Origin of the sequence: Mycobacterium sp. (assembly GCF_035506235.1) — a bacterium.
In the GTDB taxonomy this organism is placed as follows: Bacteria; Actinomycetota; Actinomycetes; order Mycobacteriales; family Mycobacteriaceae; genus Mycobacterium.
In genome coordinates this window covers 1-19428 of the sequence record NZ_DATJPU010000075.1, presented here as the reverse complement: position 1 = coordinate 19428, position 19428 = coordinate 1, and the positions used below count along the sequence as shown (strand labels likewise).

The following is a 19428-nucleotide window of genomic DNA, read 5'->3' as shown; positions in this document are numbered from 1 at the left end:
TCCCTCCTAGCACCCGGCATTGGTGGCCGGGTAGGGTCCGAGGTCCCGGGGCGGCGGTTCGTTGGTCGGCACTGTCGGTTTTCGTGCGGTGCCCGCTCGGGACCCGCAGCCGCAACTTCAGCCTTGCGCGGCCGTCCACTGGTAGGGCAGGAATTTGCCGTCGAACGTCACCGCGACTCGATCGCCTGAGGGATGCGGTTTCTTCTGGACGTCGACACTGAAAGTGATGGCGCTCATGATCCCGTCGCCGAACTGTTCGTGGATGACCTCTCTGATGGCGCGGCCGTAGACCTGTAGCGCCTCGTAGAAGCGATAGGTGGTCGGGTCGGTGGGCACGGCGGTCGGCAGGCCTCCGCGCATCGGGACCGATGCGAGGCACGACCGCCGCGTCGAGGCCGAGCATCTGGACCAGCACCTTGGCCGACTCGGCGGGATGCGATGTTGTCCGAGCAGCGCGGCCGTTGTCCAGACGACGGGTTTGTCGATGGCGTCGGCCAACTGCTGCCGCGTCAGTCCCTTCTCAAGGCGGGCAAGGGCTACTTTTCGGTGACGTCTTCTCGTTTCATGGCTTTCATCTTGCGCCTGCAGGCGTCCAGTCGTCGTCCTCGCTGGGAATCCCGACGCGTCCGCGATCACTCCGGGAGCCCGCGTCGTGGAGCAGAGCAGCGTTGTCCAGCCACCCACCCCGACGTGCTGCACGAGCTGCTGGCCACGTTCATCCACCCGCTGATGGGAGCTGAAGCCGACACGGTGTGCGGTGCGAATTACGGTCAGCGCAGCACCGAGCGCACTAATCAGCCAAGGGCTATCGGCATCGCCAATTCGACATCCGGGCAGGCACTTTGGATCTGGAGATCCCCAGGCTGCGGAGACGCTTGACGTTGAGATCGAAGCGGGCGCGCTCAGGCGAGGCGCGATGTCGGTGGCGACCTCCCCGAACCTGGTCGGCACCTGCGACGCCGGTCTCACGTTCGATAGTGCGTTATCGTGGGGTTATGCTGCGACTTGTCCGTGTAAGGCAGTGCAATGAACCTGGTAGCCAAGGCTGTCGACAAGATCGCCAATCCACCGCGGGTGTCGGATCCGGACCGGCTGCGCGCCGTGGTGTCCGGCAAGACCGTGCTGGTGACCGGTGCCTCCTACGGACTCGGCGAGGCCACCGCCCGCAAGCTCGCGGCGGCCGGGGCGACCGTGTTGCTGATCGCCCGCTCTGCGGACAGGCTGAAAACCCTCGCGGCGTCGATCAACGCGGGCGACGGCCGCGCAGCGGCGTATCCGGCCGATCTGACCGACGAGTCCGCGATCACCGCACTGGCGAAGAGGCTCACCGAAAACCACGGCCCGATGGACGTCGTCGTCAGCAACGCCGGCAAGTCCATCCGGCGGTCGCTGCATCTGCAGTACGACCGGCCGCAGGATTTCGAGCGCACGATCGGCGTCAATTACCTGGGCCCGGTCCGGTTGTTGCTCGGGCTGCTTCCCGCGATGCGGCGCCGGGGCAGCGGGCACATCGTGAGCATTTCGACGATCGGTGTGCGCACCCCGCCAGCCCCGCGCTGGGGCACCTACCTGGCGTCCAAGAGTGCGTTCGATGTGTGGTTGCGTAGCGTCGCACCGGAACTGCGCGCCGACGGCGTGCATGTCACCTCCGTGTACATGACGTTGATGCACACCGCCATGAGCGCACCCACGCCGATCCTGCGCAGACTGCCGGGCTTGTCTGCGGAGCAGGCCGCCGACATCGTCGCGAAGGCGATCATCGACCGGCCCCGCACGGTGCAGCCGTTGTGGGTGTGGCCGGTCGAAATCAGCTCGATGCTGCTGCCCGGGCTGCTGCAGGCCGGGATGGGAGTGTTGTATCGGTTCACCACCGATTCCCCAAGCGCTCAGGGGATTCGGCGATGACGACCGCGAACATCGTGACCGCCGCGGCCCGGGTGGTGCTGCGATCAGGATTGCTTGCACCCGCTGGGCCGCTGACGACGTTCCGCATCGTGCGCGAGGCAGTTCGAGGTGGTGCGAACCCGGCTACCGCTATGGCGATAGCGGCGGCTCGCTGGCCGGACCGCACGGCGGTGATCGATGATGACGGCGCGCTGAGCTACGGCCAGCTGCGGTCCCGCACCGAATCTCTCGCGGCCGCGCTGATCTACCGCCACGGCGTCGGAGCCGGGGTCCCGGTCGGCATTCTGTGCCGCAACGGGCGCGGCTTCATACAGGCACTGTTCGCGGCGGCGTCGGTCGGTGCCGACGTGGTGCTGCTCAACACCGATTTCCGCACCGACGCGCTGGCGACCGCGTTGGGCGCGCACCGGATCCAAACCGTGATCTGTGATGACGAATTCGCCGACCGGGTGCATGCGGCAGACGAGGCCGTCGCCGTCGTCGATCCCGCGGCGTTTGACATCGACGAGTGCCAGCCACGGCCAAAGGGTGGGCCGCCCGGGCGGATCGTGCTTTTGACGTCCGGTACGACGGGCACACCCAAGGGTGTGCCGCGCACACCCCGTATCACCCCGGTAGTGGGTGTTGGAGTCGTGTTCCTCGACCGCATCGGGCTGCGGGCGGGGAGCCGAATGGTCGTACCGGTGCCCATGTTTCACGCGTTCGGGTTCGGGATGGTGGTGCTCACGGCCATACTCGGCGGCACGCTGCTGACCAGACGCCGGTTCGACGCCGAAGCAACGCTTGCGCAGGCGTCGTCGCATCGCGCGCACGCGCTCGCCGCGGTTCCGGTCATGCTCGCCCGGATTCTTGACCTTCCAGATGAGGTGCGGGCGCGAAACCCGGTTCCGTCGCTGCGCGTAGTGCTCTCCACCGGGGCACGCCTGGACCCGAGCCTGGCGCAGCGGTTCATGGACGCCTACGGCGAGATCCTTTACAACGCCTACGGCTCCTCGGAGGTCGGCATCGGGTCGTTGGCGACGCCCGCCGATCTACGGGAGGCACCGGAAACGGTCGGCAGGCTGGTTGCCGGCTGTCCGGTCGAAATTTTCGACGAGAACGACAGTCCCGTCGGGCCGCACGTCACCGGGCGGGTGTTCGTGGGTGGTGGCCTCACGTTCGACAGCTACACCGGCGGCGGTGGTAAGACGGTGGTCGCCAGGATGACCGGCACCGGGGACATGGGCTACTTCGACGAGGCGGGGCGGCTGTTCTTCGTCGGCCGCGAAGACGACATGATCGTCTCCGGTGGAGAGAACGTCTACCCCCGCGCGGTTGAGAACGCGCTCGCCGACCATCCCGGGGTGGCCGACAATGCCGTGATCGGTGTCCCAGATAAGGACTTCGGCCAGCGGCTTGCTGCCTTCGTCGTCCCCCGCCCGGACGCCGACATCGACGAAGCCGAACTGCGGGAGTACCTGAAGGACAAGGTGTCTCGTTTCGAACAACCGCGAGACATCACCATCGTCGCCGAGATCCCACGCAACCCCACCGGCAAGGTGCTGCGAAATGAACTGGGTCACGATCAACTCCGTGCGCAACCACATCGCCCGACACCTCCCTGAGAGCCGTGTCGACTCTTTCGCGATGCACCGTGCGGTTACGTCCCGCCCTCGCCACAGGCTGGGTCCACGTGCAGACGTGGAGCCATCAGCCGCGCTCATCGTTGCGAGCTTTTACGTGCGGGTATCGATGATCGAAGAGCCAAGCGCATCGGCGGCCGCGAATATCGCGGGAGTGGCGGTCTTTCTCGACCCGGTACCCGGCGATATTTGTCGAGCTCGGCAACATGAAAAACGGCGATGAGGGTGCTCAGATGGAAACCGCCGATGGACGAGCCGAATATGCTTCAGCAGTCACTCATGATGACCGGCGCGACCGCATTCGTTGCGATCTCGGTGAAGACCGGAACGAACTTAGCCATCTCTGGATGATCAAACTCCGAGCTGCTCAAGTCATTCCTCTTATCCGGACAGGTTGAAGTTGCCGCTTGTGCCGTAGATCGCCAGCGAGACGAGCAGCGTGATCGACACGACCGCGATGAGCGATGCGCGCACCGCGCGGCCTGTCGCAAGGCCGACACCGGCCGGTCCACCCGTGGCGGTATAGCCGAAGTACGTATGTATGAACAGGATTGCAAGAGCCATCAAGATGGCCTGAAGAAATGACCACAACAAGTCGGTTGGGCTCAGGAACGTCGAAAAGTAGTGGTCGTATAGCCCTGATGACTGGCCTAGAAGGAAAACGGTGGTGAAGCGGCTCGCTAGAAACGAAAGGATGACGGCGATGGAGTACAACGGCGTGATGGCGATCATCCCGGCGGCGATCCTGGTGCTGACCAAGAAGGAAATCGGCCGAATGGCCATCGCTTCCAGCGCATCGATCTCTTGGTTGCTTCGCATGGCGCCCAGCTGCGCCGTCACGCCGGCGCCGAACGTGGCCGCCAAGCCGACCCCCGCGACGACCGGAGCGGTGATGCGAACGTTGATGAACGCCGCCAAGAATCCTGTCAAGGCCTCGATGCCGATTTTGCCCAGGGAACTGTAGCCTTGGACCGCCAGCGTGCCGCCCGTAGCCAGGGTCAAGAACCCAACGATTACCAGGGTTCCACCGATCATCGCCAAGGTGCCCGTGCCCATGCTGATCTCGGCGGTGAGGCGAACGATGTCACGTGTGTAGTACCTCACCGCGTACGGCACGCCGGCGAGCGCCTTGCCGTAAAACGTTGTCTGGTCACCGATTCCGCCGAGTGTGGTGATCGGCCGTTCGAGTTCACGGACTAACCGAGGATTGAGAGCTCGCAGAGTCACGGCAGTCGTTCCGTCACTTCCCCGTCATATGGATGCCGATTGCGGTGACGACTACGTTGACAACGAACAGCGACATGAAGGCGAAGACGACCGTCTGGTTGACGGCATTACCCACGGCCTGTGCGCCGCGTCCCGTGATCGTCAGTCCCCGATAACACGCAACCAGGCCGGCGATCAGGCCGAACAGGGCCGCCTTGACCCCCGAAATGAGTAACTCTGGAATTCCGGTGAGCACCGTGATGCCGGCAGCGAACGAACCGGGATTGACCTGCTGGATAAACACCGAGAAGACGTAGCCGCCCAGAATGCCGGTTATGCAGACAAGGCTGTTCAACAGCAGGGCGACCAACCCCGACGCGAGCATGCGCGGCGTAACCAACCGCTGAACGGGGTTGACGCCCATGACCTCCAGTGCGTCGATCTCCTCACGAATAGTGCGCGAACCCAGATCTGCGCACATCGATGTTGCGCCGGCTCCCGCCACGATCAACACGGTCACGAGCGGGCCGATCTGCGTCACCGCACCGAAGGCCGCACCTGCACCGCTCAAGTCGGCTGCGCCGAGTTCGCGCAGCAGGATGTTGAGGGTGAAGCTGACCAGAACCGTGAACGGAATGGCCACTAACAGCGTGGGCAAGAGCGCGACGCGCGCGACAAACCAGGACTGCTCCAGAAACTCTCGTGCTTGAAAGGGCCGGCGAAAGAGGAACCTCACCGCGTCAACCGACATGAGCAACAATCCCCCGACGGCTCGGAGCGGCTGCGAGACGTCCCGGCTGAACACCGACGCTCCCGCACTCCAGTGGTCCCGCCGTCTATTCATCGCCGAATCCCAGTACTTCCGGGATCACGATGGCCGACAATGCCGTCACTCCCACCGATATGGTGCGCCAAACCGATCCGGGACCCGCGACTTGGTTGGGGAATCTCAGGGTCATCACCGCTTCTTCCGTGAAGGCAGTCGCCTGGCTTCGGGCTCGTGGGCGGGGCTGCAGGCGGTCGGGCTCATCGTGTTCCAGGAACCGGTTATGCGCCAAACGTTGTGTTCATTGGTCTTTCTGCATCTCGCTTCGTGCTTATGAGGCGGGCGCAACCGCCGATCGTGCGAGGCCGTCGAGGGCGTGGCGCACACCGTCGGCGAACACCTCGATGTCCAGGCAACCTTCCCGGTCACCGACAGCAGTCAGATTGAGCTGCCCGGCGTACGACAGCGCGGCGACAACAAGCGTCAAGTTTCCCATCGGCGGCATCATCGCGAACATCTCCAGCAGCCGGGCACCGGCGAGATACAGCGGCACTGGCGGACCGGGCACATTGCTTACGACCAGGTTCACCGACCGTTGCCGCGGAAACTGCCGGTACCAAATCCACTGCCCGGCAACGAACCTGAAGATCCCACTGCCCACCTCGGGGCGGGCCTTTGTTCTTGGCGGCGGACGTCTCGGCGGCGACGAACTCTAGCCGGCGCACCGGGTCGGCTTCGCCGAGTGGCAGCGGCACCATCATCCAGCTGGGTTTGTTGCCCAGGGTCTGACGATCTTCGTCGTGGTGGGCGATGGTCACCATGGCTCGCTGCATCAGCGGGACGTTCTCCCCACGGCTCGCCAGCAGCTCGCAGAGCCCGCCCGCCACAGCGGCCAGCACAACGTCGTTGACCGTGGCGTGGTGTGCGTGGCCGATCTGCTTGGCGAGATCCAGACGGCAGCGGACGATGGCTAGCCGACGCTCCGTGCCCACCGGATGGTTCAGGCTTGTTCGGGGTGCAGGTCGCTCGGTGAGAACCTCCCGCCAGGCCGACATTGCCCGTCGCGCCCGGCGCAACGTTATGGCTGGATGGACGAGGCCCGACAACCCCCGCCCGAGTTCGCGCCGGCGGCGGCGCAGGTTGTCGCGCAGCAGCTCGCTGGCGGTCGGGATCGGTGTCGGCATCCACGGCGGTGCGACCGTGGTGGGCGGTTCGGCGGTCATGTCCAACAGCGCCCCGAAAGCGGCCAGAGCGGCGGCGCCGTCGGCGACGACGTGATGAATTTTCAAGAACGCCCCCAGGTGTTGATCTGGCAGGCCTGGCAGTAGCCACAGTTCCCACAGTGGCCGCGCGGGATCGAATGGTCGCCGGGCGAGTTCCTGGCATGCCTGCAGCAGATGGGATTCGTCGGCTGGAGCGGCGAGCGCCCGGACTCGGATGTGGTCTGCGATGTCAAAGGCGGGAGTGTCGACCCACAGCGGCCATCCCAGTCCACGGCGAGGGCGGTAGAGCAGTTGCCTGAAGCGGGGCACCAGGTGCAGTCGCGGCTCGATGTGCCGCCGAACCGCGTCCACCTGAACGTGACCGTTGCGGTCGGACAGGCTCGTACCGTCGAGGATGGCGAGCCCGCCGATGTCGCTGGACCAGCCATAGTCGTTCCACATCAGCAGGAACAGGTCTGAGGAAGTCAACCGATCGAGCAGACGCGTGTCGGCCATCCCGTCACGTTCCCTTCCCCTGTAGATGCGGGTTGGGCTTCCAATCGAGTTTATGGACCGTCCGGCAAACGCATGAGGGCCGAAGGACCCTTTGCTAGACCCGGGCGAAATGTCAATCATGCTAGGTGCCTTATGCCTTCACGCTGGCTTATTATGGCTGTTCAAGTCCCTATTTCGACTCGGCTGCACCCGCTTCGGCTCGCCCGGCATCTTCGGGGTGCCACCGTGTCGGTGATCATGCTCAGCTGCATTAGCGCAGCATGCGAGTATCAGCCATGCGGCACGTTGTCGGGCGAGTCGCCCCGTAGCCGACCGGGTGGGCTGACCGGCTGACCCGAGCCCGGGCTGGGCCCATGCTGCTCATGCGACTGTCGAGCTTGAGCGGATTCTGTGCACAGGACCGACTGGACCGCCGACCGAGCCGACGACGGAGTAAGGGTGATGGAGATGGCCGACGAACAAACAATCAACGGGTCGGAGAGCGCTGCCTGGCTGGCGCTCCGGGATGCCGCCTACGTCGGAAGGCTGATGCCGCTGCTCAGGCTGGCGGTGAAGCTCTACTTCCGCTCTGACGTCCAGGGGCTGGAGAGGATCCCCGAAGGCGGCGCGCTTCTGGTGTCCAACCACTCCGGCGGACTGGTCCCAATGGATGTTCCGGTGGTTGCTGTAGCCTTCTACGACCACTTCGGCGCCGAGCGCCCCTTCTATGTTCTCGCCCATGACGGGCTGCTGATGGCCGGTGGGAAGTACGTCCTCGGCCGAGCTGGTTTTCTCCCGGCCAGCCGGGAGAACGCCATTGCCGCGCTGCGGGCGGGCGCGACGACGATCGTGTTCCCCGGCGGGGACTACGACGTGTTCCGGCCGACGAAGGACGCCAACAGGGTCGACTTCGGTGGCCGCAAGGGGTACGTCCGCACCGCGCTGGACGCTGGCGTGCCGATCGTCCCCGTGGTCAGCATCGGTGGTCAGGAGCAGTATCTGTTCCTCAGCCGCGGCGAGCGGCTGGCCCAGCTGCTTCGTCTCGACAAGTTGCTGCGGTTGAAGATCGCCCCGATAATCGTCGGCATTCCATTCGGGCTCACCTCCGGCTATGTGCCAAACTTGCCGCTGCCGGCCAAGATCGTCACCCGGGTGCTCGAGCCGATCTGTCTCGAAGAAGAGTTCGGGCCGAATCCCGACATCGATGAGGTGGACCGCGCCATACGCACCCGGATGCAGGCCGCCCTAGACGAGCTGGCTCGGGAGCGGCGGTTCCCCGTCATCGGGTGAGAACCAATACGGTCACAAGAAGGAGATCGCGGTCCCAAAGTTGCGCACCGCCCGCACTTATCGCGCAGAAGCCGCGCCGTCGATCAGTTAGCGGCATCGCGAAAAAACCTGCCCGCAGGACGGGGCTCGGCTGGCCCATGTGGCGACGCCGGTGCGGTGGTAGCACGGCGACGCCGGACCACATCGTGACCCTCACCGACGCCAAACCAGCGGTCGAGCATCTGCGCGACGCAGAGCTTGCCTTGCGTCCCACGGAGCGCCACCTCGGCGCCTTCGCCGTCGCTCATCAAGTCCTCGACTTCATCTACGGAAGCCTCTGAGCCGTAGCCGGCCCTGTTCGGGCGGGATCTGCTAACCAGCGTTATTCGGCGCCGACGGTGGGCGGCTGCACAGGCGCGGCCAGAGTGCCAGATGCTGCACAGCGCTGGTCATTTCGCGATATCTGCATGCACCGCGATGGTGGTGTGCTGTAATCGTGGCATCGACGGCCATCGGCGCCCACGAGGCTTGCCCCTACTGAGGCTCCCCCGAGTCCCGGCGCTTGCGGCTGTTGGGCACATGCCCGTCGGTCAGATCGTCGACCTGCCCGGGCGGGGCAGCACGTATGTGATCGACTCCGGGCCCCAGGATGGGCCCTCGTATGTGCTGCTGCACTCGCTGGCCTGCACCGGGCTAATGACCTGGTATCCGGCGCTGGACGTCGTAAGGCGGTTCGGTCGGGTGGTGGTGTTCGACCAGCGCTGGCATGGCCAAGGCATCTCCTCGCCGCGATTCTTGCTCGAAGACTGCGCCGACGACGTTGTCGCGTTGGCCGACGCGCTGGGAATTGAAACCTTCGTGCCGGTCGGCTACTCAATGGGATCACTGGTCGCCCAATTGATCTGGAAGCGCCACCGGGAGCTCGTCGACGGGCTGGTGCTGTGCGCAGCCACAACGGCGGTCACTCGCGCGAGCTACGAGCGACTGGCCACCGGGATATTCGCGGCGCTTGTCGACGCGTTCAGTCCGCCACCGAGGTGGGCCGCGAATCAACAGGCATCTTCGGTAGCCGAGTGTATATTCGGCGTTCCCCAATGGTTGCTCAACCAGTTCCGCAGCACCAGCCCGGGTGCGATAACCCGCGCCGTCGCCGAGATCACCCGGTTCGACTCGACACGCTGGGTCGGGGATATCGACGTGCCGACGTCGGTACTGGTCACGCTGCGCGACCACGCCATTCCGGCCCGACGGCAGCACTGGCTGGCCAGCCGGATACCCGAAGCCCACACAGTTACGGTCGACGCTGGGCATGCCGGTTGTACGCTGGCACCTGACAAGTTCGTGCCAGGGCTACATGAGGCGATCAGTGCGGTGCACCGCCGAATCCCGACTTACGACGCTGACCATTTCCTCGAGCGGACCTCGGCGCGTTCTCACGGGCAGTAACCCCGGGGCTTGATGTCTCGCGACCGGAATTGAGACAAAGCACTCAACTGGACAACACAACCGCGGTTAACTGGTTGCAGCCGTAGTCGTGCGGGTCAAGTAGATGGGGTGCGCGGTGAAGCGACTCAGCGGTTGGGATGCCTTGTTGTTGTACAGCGAAACACCCAACGTCCACCAGCACACGTTGAAGGTGGCCGTGGTCGACACCACAGACTTCGAGGGCGAGCCCAGTTTCGATGCCTTCCGCCACATACTGCGCCGCCGCCTGCATGTCCTGGAACCACTGCGCTATCAGCTGATAAGCATCCCGTTACACCTGCATCCTCCGATGTGGCTGGAAGAGGCCGAGATCGACCTGGACTATCACGTCCGGCGAATAGAGGTGCCCGCCCCTGGCGGTCGGCGTGAACTCGATCAGGTAATCGGCGAGATCGCCAGCACGCCCTTGGACCGCCGCCGTCCGCTGTGGGAGATGTACTTCGCCGAAGGCCTGGCCAACCACCGGGTCGCGGTGATCGGCAAGATCCACCACGCGCTGGCTGACGGTGTCGCGTCGGCCCACCTGATGGCGCGGGGAATGGAGTGGCCCGACTCCCTCCAGGAGGAGGCTGAGCTGAATGCTGCCCGCACGCTGCCGTCGACGGCGGAGCTGCTCCGCGCGGCCGGGCGAAGCCATCTGGACCACTTCGCAAAACTGCCGCGGGTGGTGCGTGAGGGTGCGACCGGCATCTACCGACTGCGGCGGCGGGCGGTGGAGCGCCGTGGGGACCCAGAGTCGGCACGCCACGCCGGCCCGCCCCCGACCTTCATCAATCACCGGCTGTCACCAGGGCGGACCTTCGCCAGCGCGACCCTGTCGCTGGCTGAGGTCAAGGAGACCAGCAAGCATCTCGGCGTCACCGTCAACGACATGGCGTTGGCGACGGCCGCGGGTGGCGTGCGCGAATTGCTGCTGCGCTACGACGGCTGCGCCGACCAACCGCTCATCGCCGAGGTGCCGGCCGCCACCGACACCTCGCCGGATCGGATCAGCGGCAACGCGCTGAGCTCCATGCTGGTGTCGCTGCCCGTGCACGTTGGTGATCCGTTGGAACGGGTCCGGCTGACCGGTGAGGCTACCCGGATCGCCAAGGAAACCCAGAAGCTGTTGGGCCCGAGCACCATAGGGCACTGGCTGGAGTATGTGCCGCCTGTCGCCGAGCAGGCCACGTTCTGGTGGCTGTCGAGGCGGCGGGCGCCTAATCAGCTGATCAACGTGATCGTGTCCAGCGTGGCAGGCCCGCGGCAGCGAGGCCGCATCGCCGGTGCGGTGGTGACCGAGATCTACTCGGTGGGTCCGGTGGCCGCGGGCGTCGGGCTGAACATCACGGTGTGGAGCTACGTCGACCAACTCAACATCTCGGTACTCTCCGACGACCAGACACTCCAAGACACCCACGAGGCAACCGACGCAATGATCCACGCGTTCGCGGACATCCGCTCGGCAGCGGGCTTTCCCGCGACGCTGATGGAAGTTGCCAACGCGATGTCGCAAGCCACCCCCCTCGGTTAGGAATCTTCGATGCTGGACCGCGGACGCAAGACCCGCGAGCTGATCGCCACGATGCGCCGGGCGAGGTTCATCGCCACGCTGCGGCCGGACAAGTACGTGCGTATCGCCGCGGCGGCGCGGCGCGAGGGTGCGACCGAAACCTTGGGTTTCGCGATCGCGGCACGGCGATGCCCGCAGCGTCTGGGTTTGATCGACGAGCTCGGCACGCTGACCTGGCGCCAGCTAGACGAGCGGTCCGACGCCTTGGCCGCCGCGTTGCAGACGCTACCTGGAGGAACTCCGGAAAAGGTCGGCATCATGTGCCGCAACCACCGCGGTTTCGTCGAGGCGCTAGTTGCGGTCCACCGCATCGGCGCTGATGTCGTGCTGTTGAACACCTCCTTCGCGGGGCCGGCGCTCACCGAAGTGGTGAAACGTGAAGGTATCGATGTGGTCGTCTATGACGAGGAATTCGAGCCTGCGGTCGACCGCGCCCTCGCCGAGCGTCGCGGTGTCAGGAGGGTCGTCGCATGGACGGATGACCCGCCTGACCATGAGATGACCGTCGAGAAGCTGATCACCGCACACACCGGTCGGCGGCCGAGACGCGCCCGCCGCAGGGGCAAGCTGATCCTGCTGACCGCAGGCACTACGGGTACGCCCAAGGGCGCCAAGCGCTCCGGCGGTGGCCCCAAGGAGCTGAAGGCGGTGCTCGACCGGACCCCGTGGCGCGCCGAGGAGACTACGGTGGTGGTGGCACCGATGTTCCACGCGTGGGGCTTTTCCCAGCTGATTCTGTCGGCGATGCTGGCGTGCACGATCGTGACCCGCCGCAAGTTCGATCCAGAGGCGACGCTGCAGCTCGTCGACCGCTACCACGCCACGGGACTTTCCGTGGTGCCAGTGATGTTCGACCGGATCATGGACCTACCCGACGACGTGCGGAAGAAATACAGCTGCCGCTCGCTGCGGTTCGCCGCCGCGTCGGGGTCACGGATGCGTCCCGACGTGGTCTCCAGGTTCATGGATGAGTTCGGTCCCGTGATCTACAACAACTACAACGCGACCGAGGCAGGCATGATCGCAACCGCCACACCGGCAGACCTGCGTGCCGCCCCAGACACTGCCGGCACGCCAGCCGAGAACGCTGAGATCCGGATCCTCGACGGCGAATTCCACGAGCTCTCCCCGGGTGAGATCGGCGGTATCTATGTGCGCAGCTCCACACAGTTCGACGGCTACACCTCTGGCAAGGCCTCGAAGTTCCACGACGGGTTCATGTCGTCCGGCGACGTCGGCTACCTCGACAACACCGGCCGGCTGTTCGTGGTCGGCCGCGACGACGAGATGATCGTGTCCGGCGGCGAGAACGTCTATCCGATCGAGGTGGAGACGACGCTCGCGGCACATCCCGAGGTAGCCGAGGCGGCGGTCATCGGCGTAGACGACGAGCGCTACGGCCAACGGCTGGCCGCGTTCGTGGTACTCCAGCCGGGCGCATCGGCGACGCTGGACACGCTGAAGCAGCATGTGCGGGAGAACTTGGCCAACTATAAGGTGCCGCGCGACATCATGATTCTCGACGAGTTACCCCGTAGCAGCACCGGTAAGATCATCCGTCGCGATCTGCGGGCACGCGTTGCCGCCCTGACGGGCAATGGGAGTTAGCACGCGGCTACGAGTAGTCCGGCCTTCGGCCACTTCCTGTCCTGTTTGTCCCCGACACGCCAGCCGGATGGCGGTTCCCGCATCGGTCAACTCCGCAGAAGAAGCGCTGCTGCGCAGACGGTTTCGGCGGCTGCCTGGATTTTTGCAACCGTCGCTTGATGTTGGATCAGCGAGTGTCCGGTCGTCGGTGAGCGCCGAGGCGTTGAGTTGCACCGTATTCAGCGCCTCGTCGAGATGCACCACTAGCGACAGGTTGAAGGCGCTTCGTCACAGCACCTGGTTGGTCGGCGTGGCTCGAATAATGCGTTGGCGTCCCGCTGACCGGCACCATGCGCGACTACCCGTTCGATCTCCGCCTGCTTGGTGAAGATCCGCCCGGCTAACCGCGCAGCACGCCGCGCTCGGCGCGGGCGTTCCAGATCTGTTCGAACCACAAAACTAGAGCAAACCTGGGGCGGTACTAGACGGCGCCTCTCTGTGTCAAGCGGTGCGGTCGCCGGTTGTAGGGTGGGCCTTGGCTGGCCCGGTGAGTGACTTGTCCGAAGTGCTGGTGACGGGGTGTGAGCCAGCCGCGCAGGATGTTGGAGTCGCCCCCGTGTGTCCCGCCGGGCCCGCCCCTTTCAAGGTGTCTGCATCGCGCACGAGCTGTCGGTAGACGGCATCGGATAGGCGTCGTTTGAGGCAGCGTAATGCTTCTCGGTGGCTCTTGCCGGCGGCTCGTTTTCGTCGGTAGTAATCGCGTCCGTCAGGCGCACGCACGCGGACGAGACTATCCCAAAGCGCCCGACACAGCTGCCCCGGCCTGTCACGCATCCTCCCGCCCCCGCACGGCAAGCCACCGCCGGCTGGCCTGCGGACCGTTATCCGTTTGTACAGCGCCGAGAGGCGGTCTGCGAAGTTCTCGACGACCACCTTGCGGCGCAGCTTCAGGCTCGGTGTCAGGTCGCTGGCCTCGATGGAGAGCTCGCGGTCGATGATCGCGAATCTGTTGATCTGCTCCCAGCGATTGAGTTGCGCGTTGAGCACCACCGCACCCTACAAACCACCGATTGGTTTTAGTTTCCCGGTCGCTTCGCTCCTGCCCGCCAGGGGATTGAGCCGGTCAGGTTATCCAGGAAGCCAAACGCCGGTAGAGACCTTGGTCCCTCATGCTCGGGGTGTTCGGCCTCTACCACCTGGGTTCGCGGGGTGCTCGGATGAGGACGCTGAGTATGGCGGCCGGAATTTAGCCCCGCAGGCGGGAAAGGAGTCCTCGACATGTCGGAGATCAACGAAGCCCGTACGCATGAGGTCCCGATGCAGATAGATCGTGGGTTCTTCGAGCAGTTCGCTGAGCGCCTGTTCGCAGTCTGGAACCAGCACGACACGATGGATCTGGCCGACCTCGTTGCCGAGGACGTGGTCTGGATTGACCCGATCGTTGTCGAGCCGGCCCGCGGCGTCGAGGGGGTCCGCCAGTTTATGGAGAACTCTTGGCGCGCGATGCCTGACCTGCACTTCGATGTCATCGGCCCTCGGTGCTTCGCCGACGACGCCCCGGTGGCGATGGTGCCGTGGAAGATGACCGGCACATATCTCCACCGTTTTGACCCGCCGGGCTTCGCCCCGACCGGACGCCGTATATACGTCGACGGGGTCGACGTATATACGTTCCGGGAACACAAGATCGCTCATTATGTGGCGTATTACGACGTCTCGTTACTGATGCGGCAGCTCGGAATCCTGCCCGCCTCCGGCAGCCGGGAGGAGAAGATGTTCGTCGCCGTGCAACGCCTCCGGACTCAGCTGAGCAACCTCCGACGCTGACCGCGCGGGCCGACATTGGCCCGCGGTGCCGAACCAAAAGAAACGCTGGACTTGTAAGGCCGGGAAACTGTACGCCACAACAAGATTGGGCAATTCGCGATGCGTGCCATGTGGACGACACGCGTCGCGACTTGCGACATCGGATATCACCACCGGACCTTGACCAGGAGCTCGGGATCGCGAAAGTAATTGCCGTGGAAGGGTGCTCGCCATGACCGATGCTTACGATGCCATCACGATCGGTTCGGGTCTCGGCGGGCTGACTGCGGCAGCGCTCTACGCGAGGGCAGGGCATCGGGTGCTGGTCTTGGAGCGCAATGCTGAGTTCGGTGGGGCGGCAACGACTTACCGGCACGGACCGCTGACCGTCGAAGCCTCATTACATGAGACCGCCGACCCATTAGATCCGCTCGACGCCAAGACCCGCATCTTAGGGGCGCTCGGTATCCTCGATGACCTCGAATTCGTGCCGGTCGGCGCGTTCTACGAGGTGCGCGGCCGGTTGTTCGATCCGCCGTTCGTGCTACCGCACGGCTTCGACGCCGCCGAGGCGGCACTGGCTGACCGCTTCCCGCACCAACGATCCGCCTTCCGCCGATACTTCGCCCGGCTGCAAGCCGTCCGACAGGCGATGTCGGTGGTCGGCGAGCAACACGACAGCCTCTGGTGGTTCGTGCACGCGCCGGTGCTGCCCCTGAAGCTCTGGCCGCTGCTGCATGACAAAGGGCTCAGCCTTTCGGAGGCGTTCGACCAGCTGTTCGGCAACGACGAGGGGCCCAAACTCGCGCTCGCGGCGAACCTCGGCTACTACGGCGACGATCCCGACCGGTTGTGGTGGCTGTTCTACGCGCTCGCCCAGGGCGGCTATCTCGCCAGCGGCGGCACCTACATCCGGGGCGGCTCGGGCACGCTGAGCCGAAGGCTCGTCGGTGTGGTCGAGGCGGAAGGCGGCGCGGCGCACGCGGGTCGCACGGTGACCGAGATCATCCTTGATGACCAAGGCCGCGCCGCGGGAGTCGCCCATACCGCGGCCGACGGCGGTGACCGCGTCGTGGACCGCGCTCGGGTTCTCTTCGCCAACGCCGCCCCCAGCGTCCTCGCCGAGGCGCTCCCGCCACAGGTGCGGCCGGCGTTTGCGGCCCGCTATGCCGGGCGGCGCCCGTCGACCTCACTGTTCTCGATCGCGCTCGGGCTGAGCCGGCCACCGCGCGAGCTGGGCTTCACCCAATACTCCACGGTGCTGATACCGGAGTGGGTCAATTCGCTTTCAGACCATGCGCGCTGCGCCGGGCTCCTCGCCGATCCGCCCGGGACCCGCATGCCCGCTATAACCCTCGTCGACTACAGCGCCATCGACAGTGGGCTCAATCCCGGCGGGCCACACCTGGTCTCTGTTGCCGGCGTCGATCGGCTTAGCAACTGGGATCGCCTGGACGGCGAAGCGTACCGGGCCAAGCGGGACGCATGGATCGACGCAATCGTGGCCGGGATCGACCGATCATTCCCCGGCTTCGCCCAAGCGGTCCAGCAGCGAGAAATGGCCACCGCAGTAACGATGCGCCACTACCTGAATACGCCCGACGGGGCGACCTACGGCTTCGCCCAGGATCCGCCCAAGGGACTGCCAACTCTCGGCTCAGAAAGGGGCGTCGCGACAACCGTCCCGGGACTCTGGCTGGCATCAAGTTACGGCGGGGCCGGAGGCTTCACCGGAGCCATGCTGACAGGGATGCTCGCGGCCCAAGCCGCTATGAAATCACAAGGTAGACGCGCCGCCTGAACGCCGCCCGCGCCGATGGCGTCCATCGCCGCTGTTACGGCTTCCGAACCCCGAACGCTCACCGCGACGGTGTGTCCGCCGACGGCACGCAAGCCTGATCACTCGCCGACGTCACGTATTCGTCCTCGAACCCCACTCGTTCAGCCAGCTGCCGGTGGTCGAACCTGACAGTAACGCGCCGATCCTGCCCGCCACAGCACCCCCAGCCGTGCAGCGGCTCGCCACCTAATTCCGAACTTCGCCAAACATGCGCCAACGAGATCCGGAATCCGCCAACTAACTCCGTAACGGACAGTAAGTGTCCGTTACGGAATTAGGTGGCGAGCCTTATGGCGCTCTACCGCGGTTCGCCATTTGTTTTCGAACCGCGGCTGCTGCTGTTGTTCGGATTCAGGTGGCGAGTTCGGGTGACTATCCGCACGGCCTGCTATGGACCGGTTTCTAGGGGCAGGCTTCGATCGGCGCACACTCCATTAGACCCCCGTCGTACATGGCCACCCGGGGATGGCCAAGGCGGACCAAGACATTCGCCAGGCTGGCCGCCGCCGCGCCGGCACCGCAGTAGGTGATGATGCGTTTCGCTTCCAACGCCGTGCCGACCTTGCGCCGCAGCTCCGGCAGCGGCTGATAATACTGGGTCTGCCGGTCGAGGATCTCCCAGGCGGTCACATTGCGCGAGCCCGGGATGTGTCCGCGGCGACCGTACTCGTTGACCTCGCCGCGATGCTGACGACGGCCCAGCGCATCGATCAGGCACACGTCGGGATCGTCGAGCACGTCCAGGACTTCCCGCTTGCCGACGACCAACTCGGGGCGCTCCGTGGCCTGGAACGTCGCCGGCGGATAGTGACACGGCGGTGCGCAGACCGGATAGCCGGCGTCCTTCCAGGCGGTCCAGCCCCCGTCGAGCACGGCGGCCTCATCGAACCCGAAGACCCGCAGCATCCACCACAACCGCGCAGCCCACATGTTCTCGCGCCTGTCGTAGATCACGACCCGGCTGTCATTGCTCACGCCCAGGGCACCGATTCGTTCGGAGAACCATTGTGCCGAGGGCATCGTCAGCGAGCGTCGCGGTTTGTCAGGGTCAGACAGGTCAAACAGGTTGGCGAACGCGCTGCCCGGAATGTGTTCCCGCCGCCATTCCCGTTCACCAGTGCGTACCGTCGGCACTATTAGCAGCCGACGGACCTGCACCGTCGCGTCAAAAACCCGTAGCTGCGGGTCTTTGACGTGCTCGGCGAGCCACTGCACTGAAACCAGGGGATCCATAACCAACCACTTCCGGTGCCGCAACCATCCGTTCCCACGGTCACCACCATCAACCACCCCGTCAAGGGCTGCTTACGGGTCACACGGCGTGTTGATCGGCCTTGGAAGCTCTAGCGCCCGGGGCCACTGGGCTCGGTGTGAATGCGCTCAGCGACCGTGGCCCATCCTGGTTCGAGCATCATGTCGTGCCCCGATGGCTTATCTGGCTGGGTGGTTCAGGGATCTTCGGGGCTGGGGCGGGGTGGGACAATCTAGCGATGGGTGTGCCCTCGGGGACGGTTACGTTCCTGTTCACCGACGTCGAGGGGTCGACGGGGTTGTGGCAAGCAGCGCCCGATGCGATGCGCTTGGCGTTGGCGCGGCACGACTCGATCGTGCGGTCAAAGATCGCCGAGCACGGCGGATACATCTTTGCAACGGGCGGGGATGGGTTCGCGGCTGCTTTCGCGCGGGCCGGTGATGCACTGCGGGCAGCGCTCGACACCCAGCTAGCGCTCACCCTCGAAACATGGCCCGAGCCCGCGCGGGTGCGGGTGCGGATGGGTTTGCACACCGGGGAGGTGCAGGAGCGCGGTGGAGACTATTTCGGTCCGGCGGTGAACCGGGCGGCCCGGTTGATGGCGGCCGGCCACGGTGGGCAGGTGCTGGTTTCGGGAGTGACCGGCCGTCTCGTTGGCGATCAGCTCCCGGACGGCGTGACCCTCTCGGATTTGGGCGAACATCGGCTTAAGGATCTCGATATCCCCGAACATATCTTTCAGGTGACCGGCAAGACCCTCGAAGGGCAGTTTCCACCACTTCGCACCCTCGACGCGATCCCCAACAATCTCCCCCCACAGCTCACCCGCTTCATCGGTCGTCAACGGGAAATCTGCGAGCTCATGGCGCTGGTGCCGGGTAATCGGCTGGTGACCCTGACCGGTGCTGGTGGCGTCGGCAAGACCCGCCTTGCGGTGCAGGTTGCGGCCAAGGTCCTCGACCACTACCGCGACGGTGTGTGGTTCGTCGACCTCGCCCGCATCGCCGACCCGGCACAGGTTCCCAAGCAGATCGCCCTTGCCATGGGCGTTCAGGAACAGGCCGACCGTCCGATCACATCCACGCTGCTCGACCGCCTCCAAGGGCAAGAAACACTGGTGCTGCTCGACAACTGCGAGCATGTGATCGACGGCGCGGCCACGTGCGTTGAGCAGATTTTGCGAACGACAACCACCGTCAGCATCTTGGCAACGAGTCGCGAGGCCCTGGGCATTCCGGGCGAGACGGTGTGGACCATCGCCCCGATGGCGCTACCCGACGCCGACCAGGAGCGGCTGGCAGACAACGAGGCGATCAGCCTCTTCGTCGATCGTGGCCGCCTGGTGAATCGGGCGTTTGCACTCACCGACGAGAACGCGTCGGCCTGCGCGGCCATCTGCCGCGGCGTAGACGGCCTGCCGCTGGCCATCGAGCTGGCCGCC

At 65.2% G+C, this 19428-nt stretch carries 18 protein-coding genes and 2 pseudogenes; 12 read left to right on the top strand and 8 right to left on the bottom strand.

Annotated features, from left to right (window positions below; all coding sequences use genetic code 11):
- Positions 1-117 precede the first annotated feature (117 nt).
- A complete protein-coding gene (gene cynS / locus VMD50_RS06780) occupies positions 118-636 on the bottom strand; it encodes a cyanase (protein WP_325426104.1) in 519 nt (172 codons plus the stop codon).
- A gap of 27 nt (positions 637-663) precedes the next feature.
- Here cynS and VMD50_RS06775 point away from each other — a divergent pair.
- From VMD50_RS06775 to VMD50_RS29815, 4 genes and pseudogenes are all read left to right on the top strand, one after another.
- Positions 664-872, top strand: a pseudogene (locus VMD50_RS06775) (transposase); the annotation flags it as partial.
- Positions 873-1026: 154 nt separating this feature from the next.
- Positions 1027-1905: an SDR family NAD(P)-dependent oxidoreductase gene (locus VMD50_RS06770; RefSeq protein WP_325426102.1), complete on the top strand. Its 879-nt coding sequence runs from the start codon at positions 1027-1029 to the stop codon at positions 1903-1905.
- Positions 1902-3509 (top strand): AMP-binding protein, encoded by a 1608-nt coding sequence (locus tag VMD50_RS06765; protein ID WP_325426100.1) that lies wholly within the window; start codon positions 1902-1904, stop codon positions 3507-3509. Before VMD50_RS06770 ends, VMD50_RS06765 begins: the two co-directional genes overlap by 4 nt.
- Positions 3510-3733: 224 nt before the next feature.
- Positions 3734-3925 (top strand): hypothetical protein, encoded by a 192-nt coding sequence (locus VMD50_RS29815; RefSeq protein WP_414686016.1) that lies wholly within the window; start codon positions 3734-3736, stop codon positions 3923-3925.
- Here the strand turns inward: VMD50_RS29815 and VMD50_RS06755 are convergent.
- From VMD50_RS06755 to VMD50_RS29805, 5 genes and pseudogenes are all read right to left on the bottom strand, one after another.
- A complete protein-coding gene (locus VMD50_RS06755; protein WP_325426098.1) occupies positions 3909-4754 on the bottom strand; it encodes an MlaE family ABC transporter permease in 846 nt (281 codons plus the stop codon). The two genes, VMD50_RS29815 and VMD50_RS06755, sit on opposite strands and share 17 nt — an antisense overlap.
- A 13-nt stretch (positions 4755-4767) precedes the next feature.
- On the bottom strand, positions 4768-5577 hold the full coding sequence (locus tag VMD50_RS06750; RefSeq protein ID WP_325426095.1) for an MlaE family ABC transporter permease: 810 nt from the start codon (positions 5575-5577) through the stop codon (positions 4768-4770).
- The gene (locus tag VMD50_RS06745; RefSeq protein ID WP_325426108.1) at positions 5570-5692 is read right to left on the bottom strand and encodes a hypothetical protein; all 123 of its coding nucleotides are present in this window, start codon (positions 5690-5692) and stop codon (positions 5570-5572) included. The genes VMD50_RS06750 and VMD50_RS06745 overlap by 8 nt, the downstream gene beginning before the upstream one ends.
- A gap of 138 nt (positions 5693-5830) precedes the next feature.
- On the bottom strand, positions 5831-6088 hold the full coding sequence (locus tag VMD50_RS29810) for a WS/DGAT domain-containing protein (protein ID WP_414686015.1): 258 nt from the start codon (positions 6086-6088) through the stop codon (positions 5831-5833).
- A 319-nt stretch (positions 6089-6407) separates the two neighbouring features.
- Positions 6408-7217, bottom strand: a pseudogene (locus VMD50_RS29805) (wax ester/triacylglycerol synthase domain-containing protein); the annotation flags it as partial.
- A 447-nt stretch (positions 7218-7664) separates the two neighbouring features.
- Between VMD50_RS29805 and VMD50_RS06735 the strand changes: the two are divergent.
- The 5 genes from VMD50_RS06735 (at position 7665) to fadD12 (ending at position 13110) form a co-directional block, all read left to right on the top strand.
- Positions 7665-8486, top strand: coding sequence for a lysophospholipid acyltransferase family protein (locus VMD50_RS06735; protein WP_325426091.1), 822 nt, complete (start codon positions 7665-7667; stop codon positions 8484-8486).
- Positions 8487-8671: 185 nt separating this feature from the next.
- Positions 8672-8806 carry a hypothetical protein gene (locus VMD50_RS06730; protein WP_325426089.1) on the top strand — a complete coding sequence of 45 codons (135 nt, stop codon included), beginning with the start codon at positions 8672-8674 and terminating at the stop codon, positions 8804-8806.
- A 238-nt stretch (positions 8807-9044) separates the two neighbouring features.
- Positions 9045-9911, top strand: a complete 867-nt coding sequence (locus VMD50_RS06725) for an alpha/beta fold hydrolase (RefSeq protein WP_325426087.1) — start codon at positions 9045-9047, stop codon at positions 9909-9911.
- A gap of 115 nt (positions 9912-10026) precedes the next feature.
- Positions 10027-11463 (top strand): WS/DGAT/MGAT family O-acyltransferase, encoded by a 1437-nt coding sequence (locus tag VMD50_RS06720; protein WP_325426085.1) that lies wholly within the window; start codon positions 10027-10029, stop codon positions 11461-11463.
- 9 nt (positions 11464-11472) lie between these two features.
- Positions 11473-13110, top strand: a complete 1638-nt coding sequence (gene fadD12, locus VMD50_RS06715) for an acyl-CoA ligase FadD12 (protein ID WP_325426083.1) — start codon at positions 11473-11475, stop codon at positions 13108-13110.
- Positions 13111-13590: 480 nt separating this feature from the next.
- Here the strand turns inward: fadD12 and VMD50_RS06710 are convergent, their stop codons facing one another.
- Positions 13591-14136, bottom strand: coding sequence for a hypothetical protein (locus VMD50_RS06710; protein WP_325426106.1), 546 nt, complete (start codon positions 14134-14136; stop codon positions 13591-13593).
- 231 nt (positions 14137-14367) lie between these two features.
- Between VMD50_RS06710 and VMD50_RS06705 the strand changes: the two genes are divergently transcribed.
- Positions 14368-14916: an ester cyclase gene (locus VMD50_RS06705; RefSeq protein WP_325426081.1), complete on the top strand. Its 549-nt coding sequence runs from the start codon at positions 14368-14370 to the stop codon at positions 14914-14916.
- 211 nt (positions 14917-15127) lie between these two features.
- Positions 15128-16696, top strand: a complete 1569-nt coding sequence (locus VMD50_RS06700; protein WP_325426079.1) for a phytoene desaturase family protein — start codon at positions 15128-15130, stop codon at positions 16694-16696.
- Between the two features lie 441 nt (positions 16697-17137).
- On the opposite strand, the gene VMD50_RS06695 is transcribed toward VMD50_RS06700, so the two are convergent.
- On the bottom strand, positions 17138-17968 hold the full coding sequence (locus VMD50_RS06695) for a sulfurtransferase (protein WP_325426077.1): 831 nt from the start codon (positions 17966-17968) through the stop codon (positions 17138-17140).
- Positions 17969-18225: 257 nt separating this feature from the next.
- On the opposite strand from VMD50_RS06695, the gene VMD50_RS06690 reads away from it, so the two are divergent.
- Positions 18226-19428 (top strand): ATP-binding protein (locus VMD50_RS06690; RefSeq protein ID WP_325426075.1); only part of this gene is annotated, 1203 nt, incomplete at its 3' end.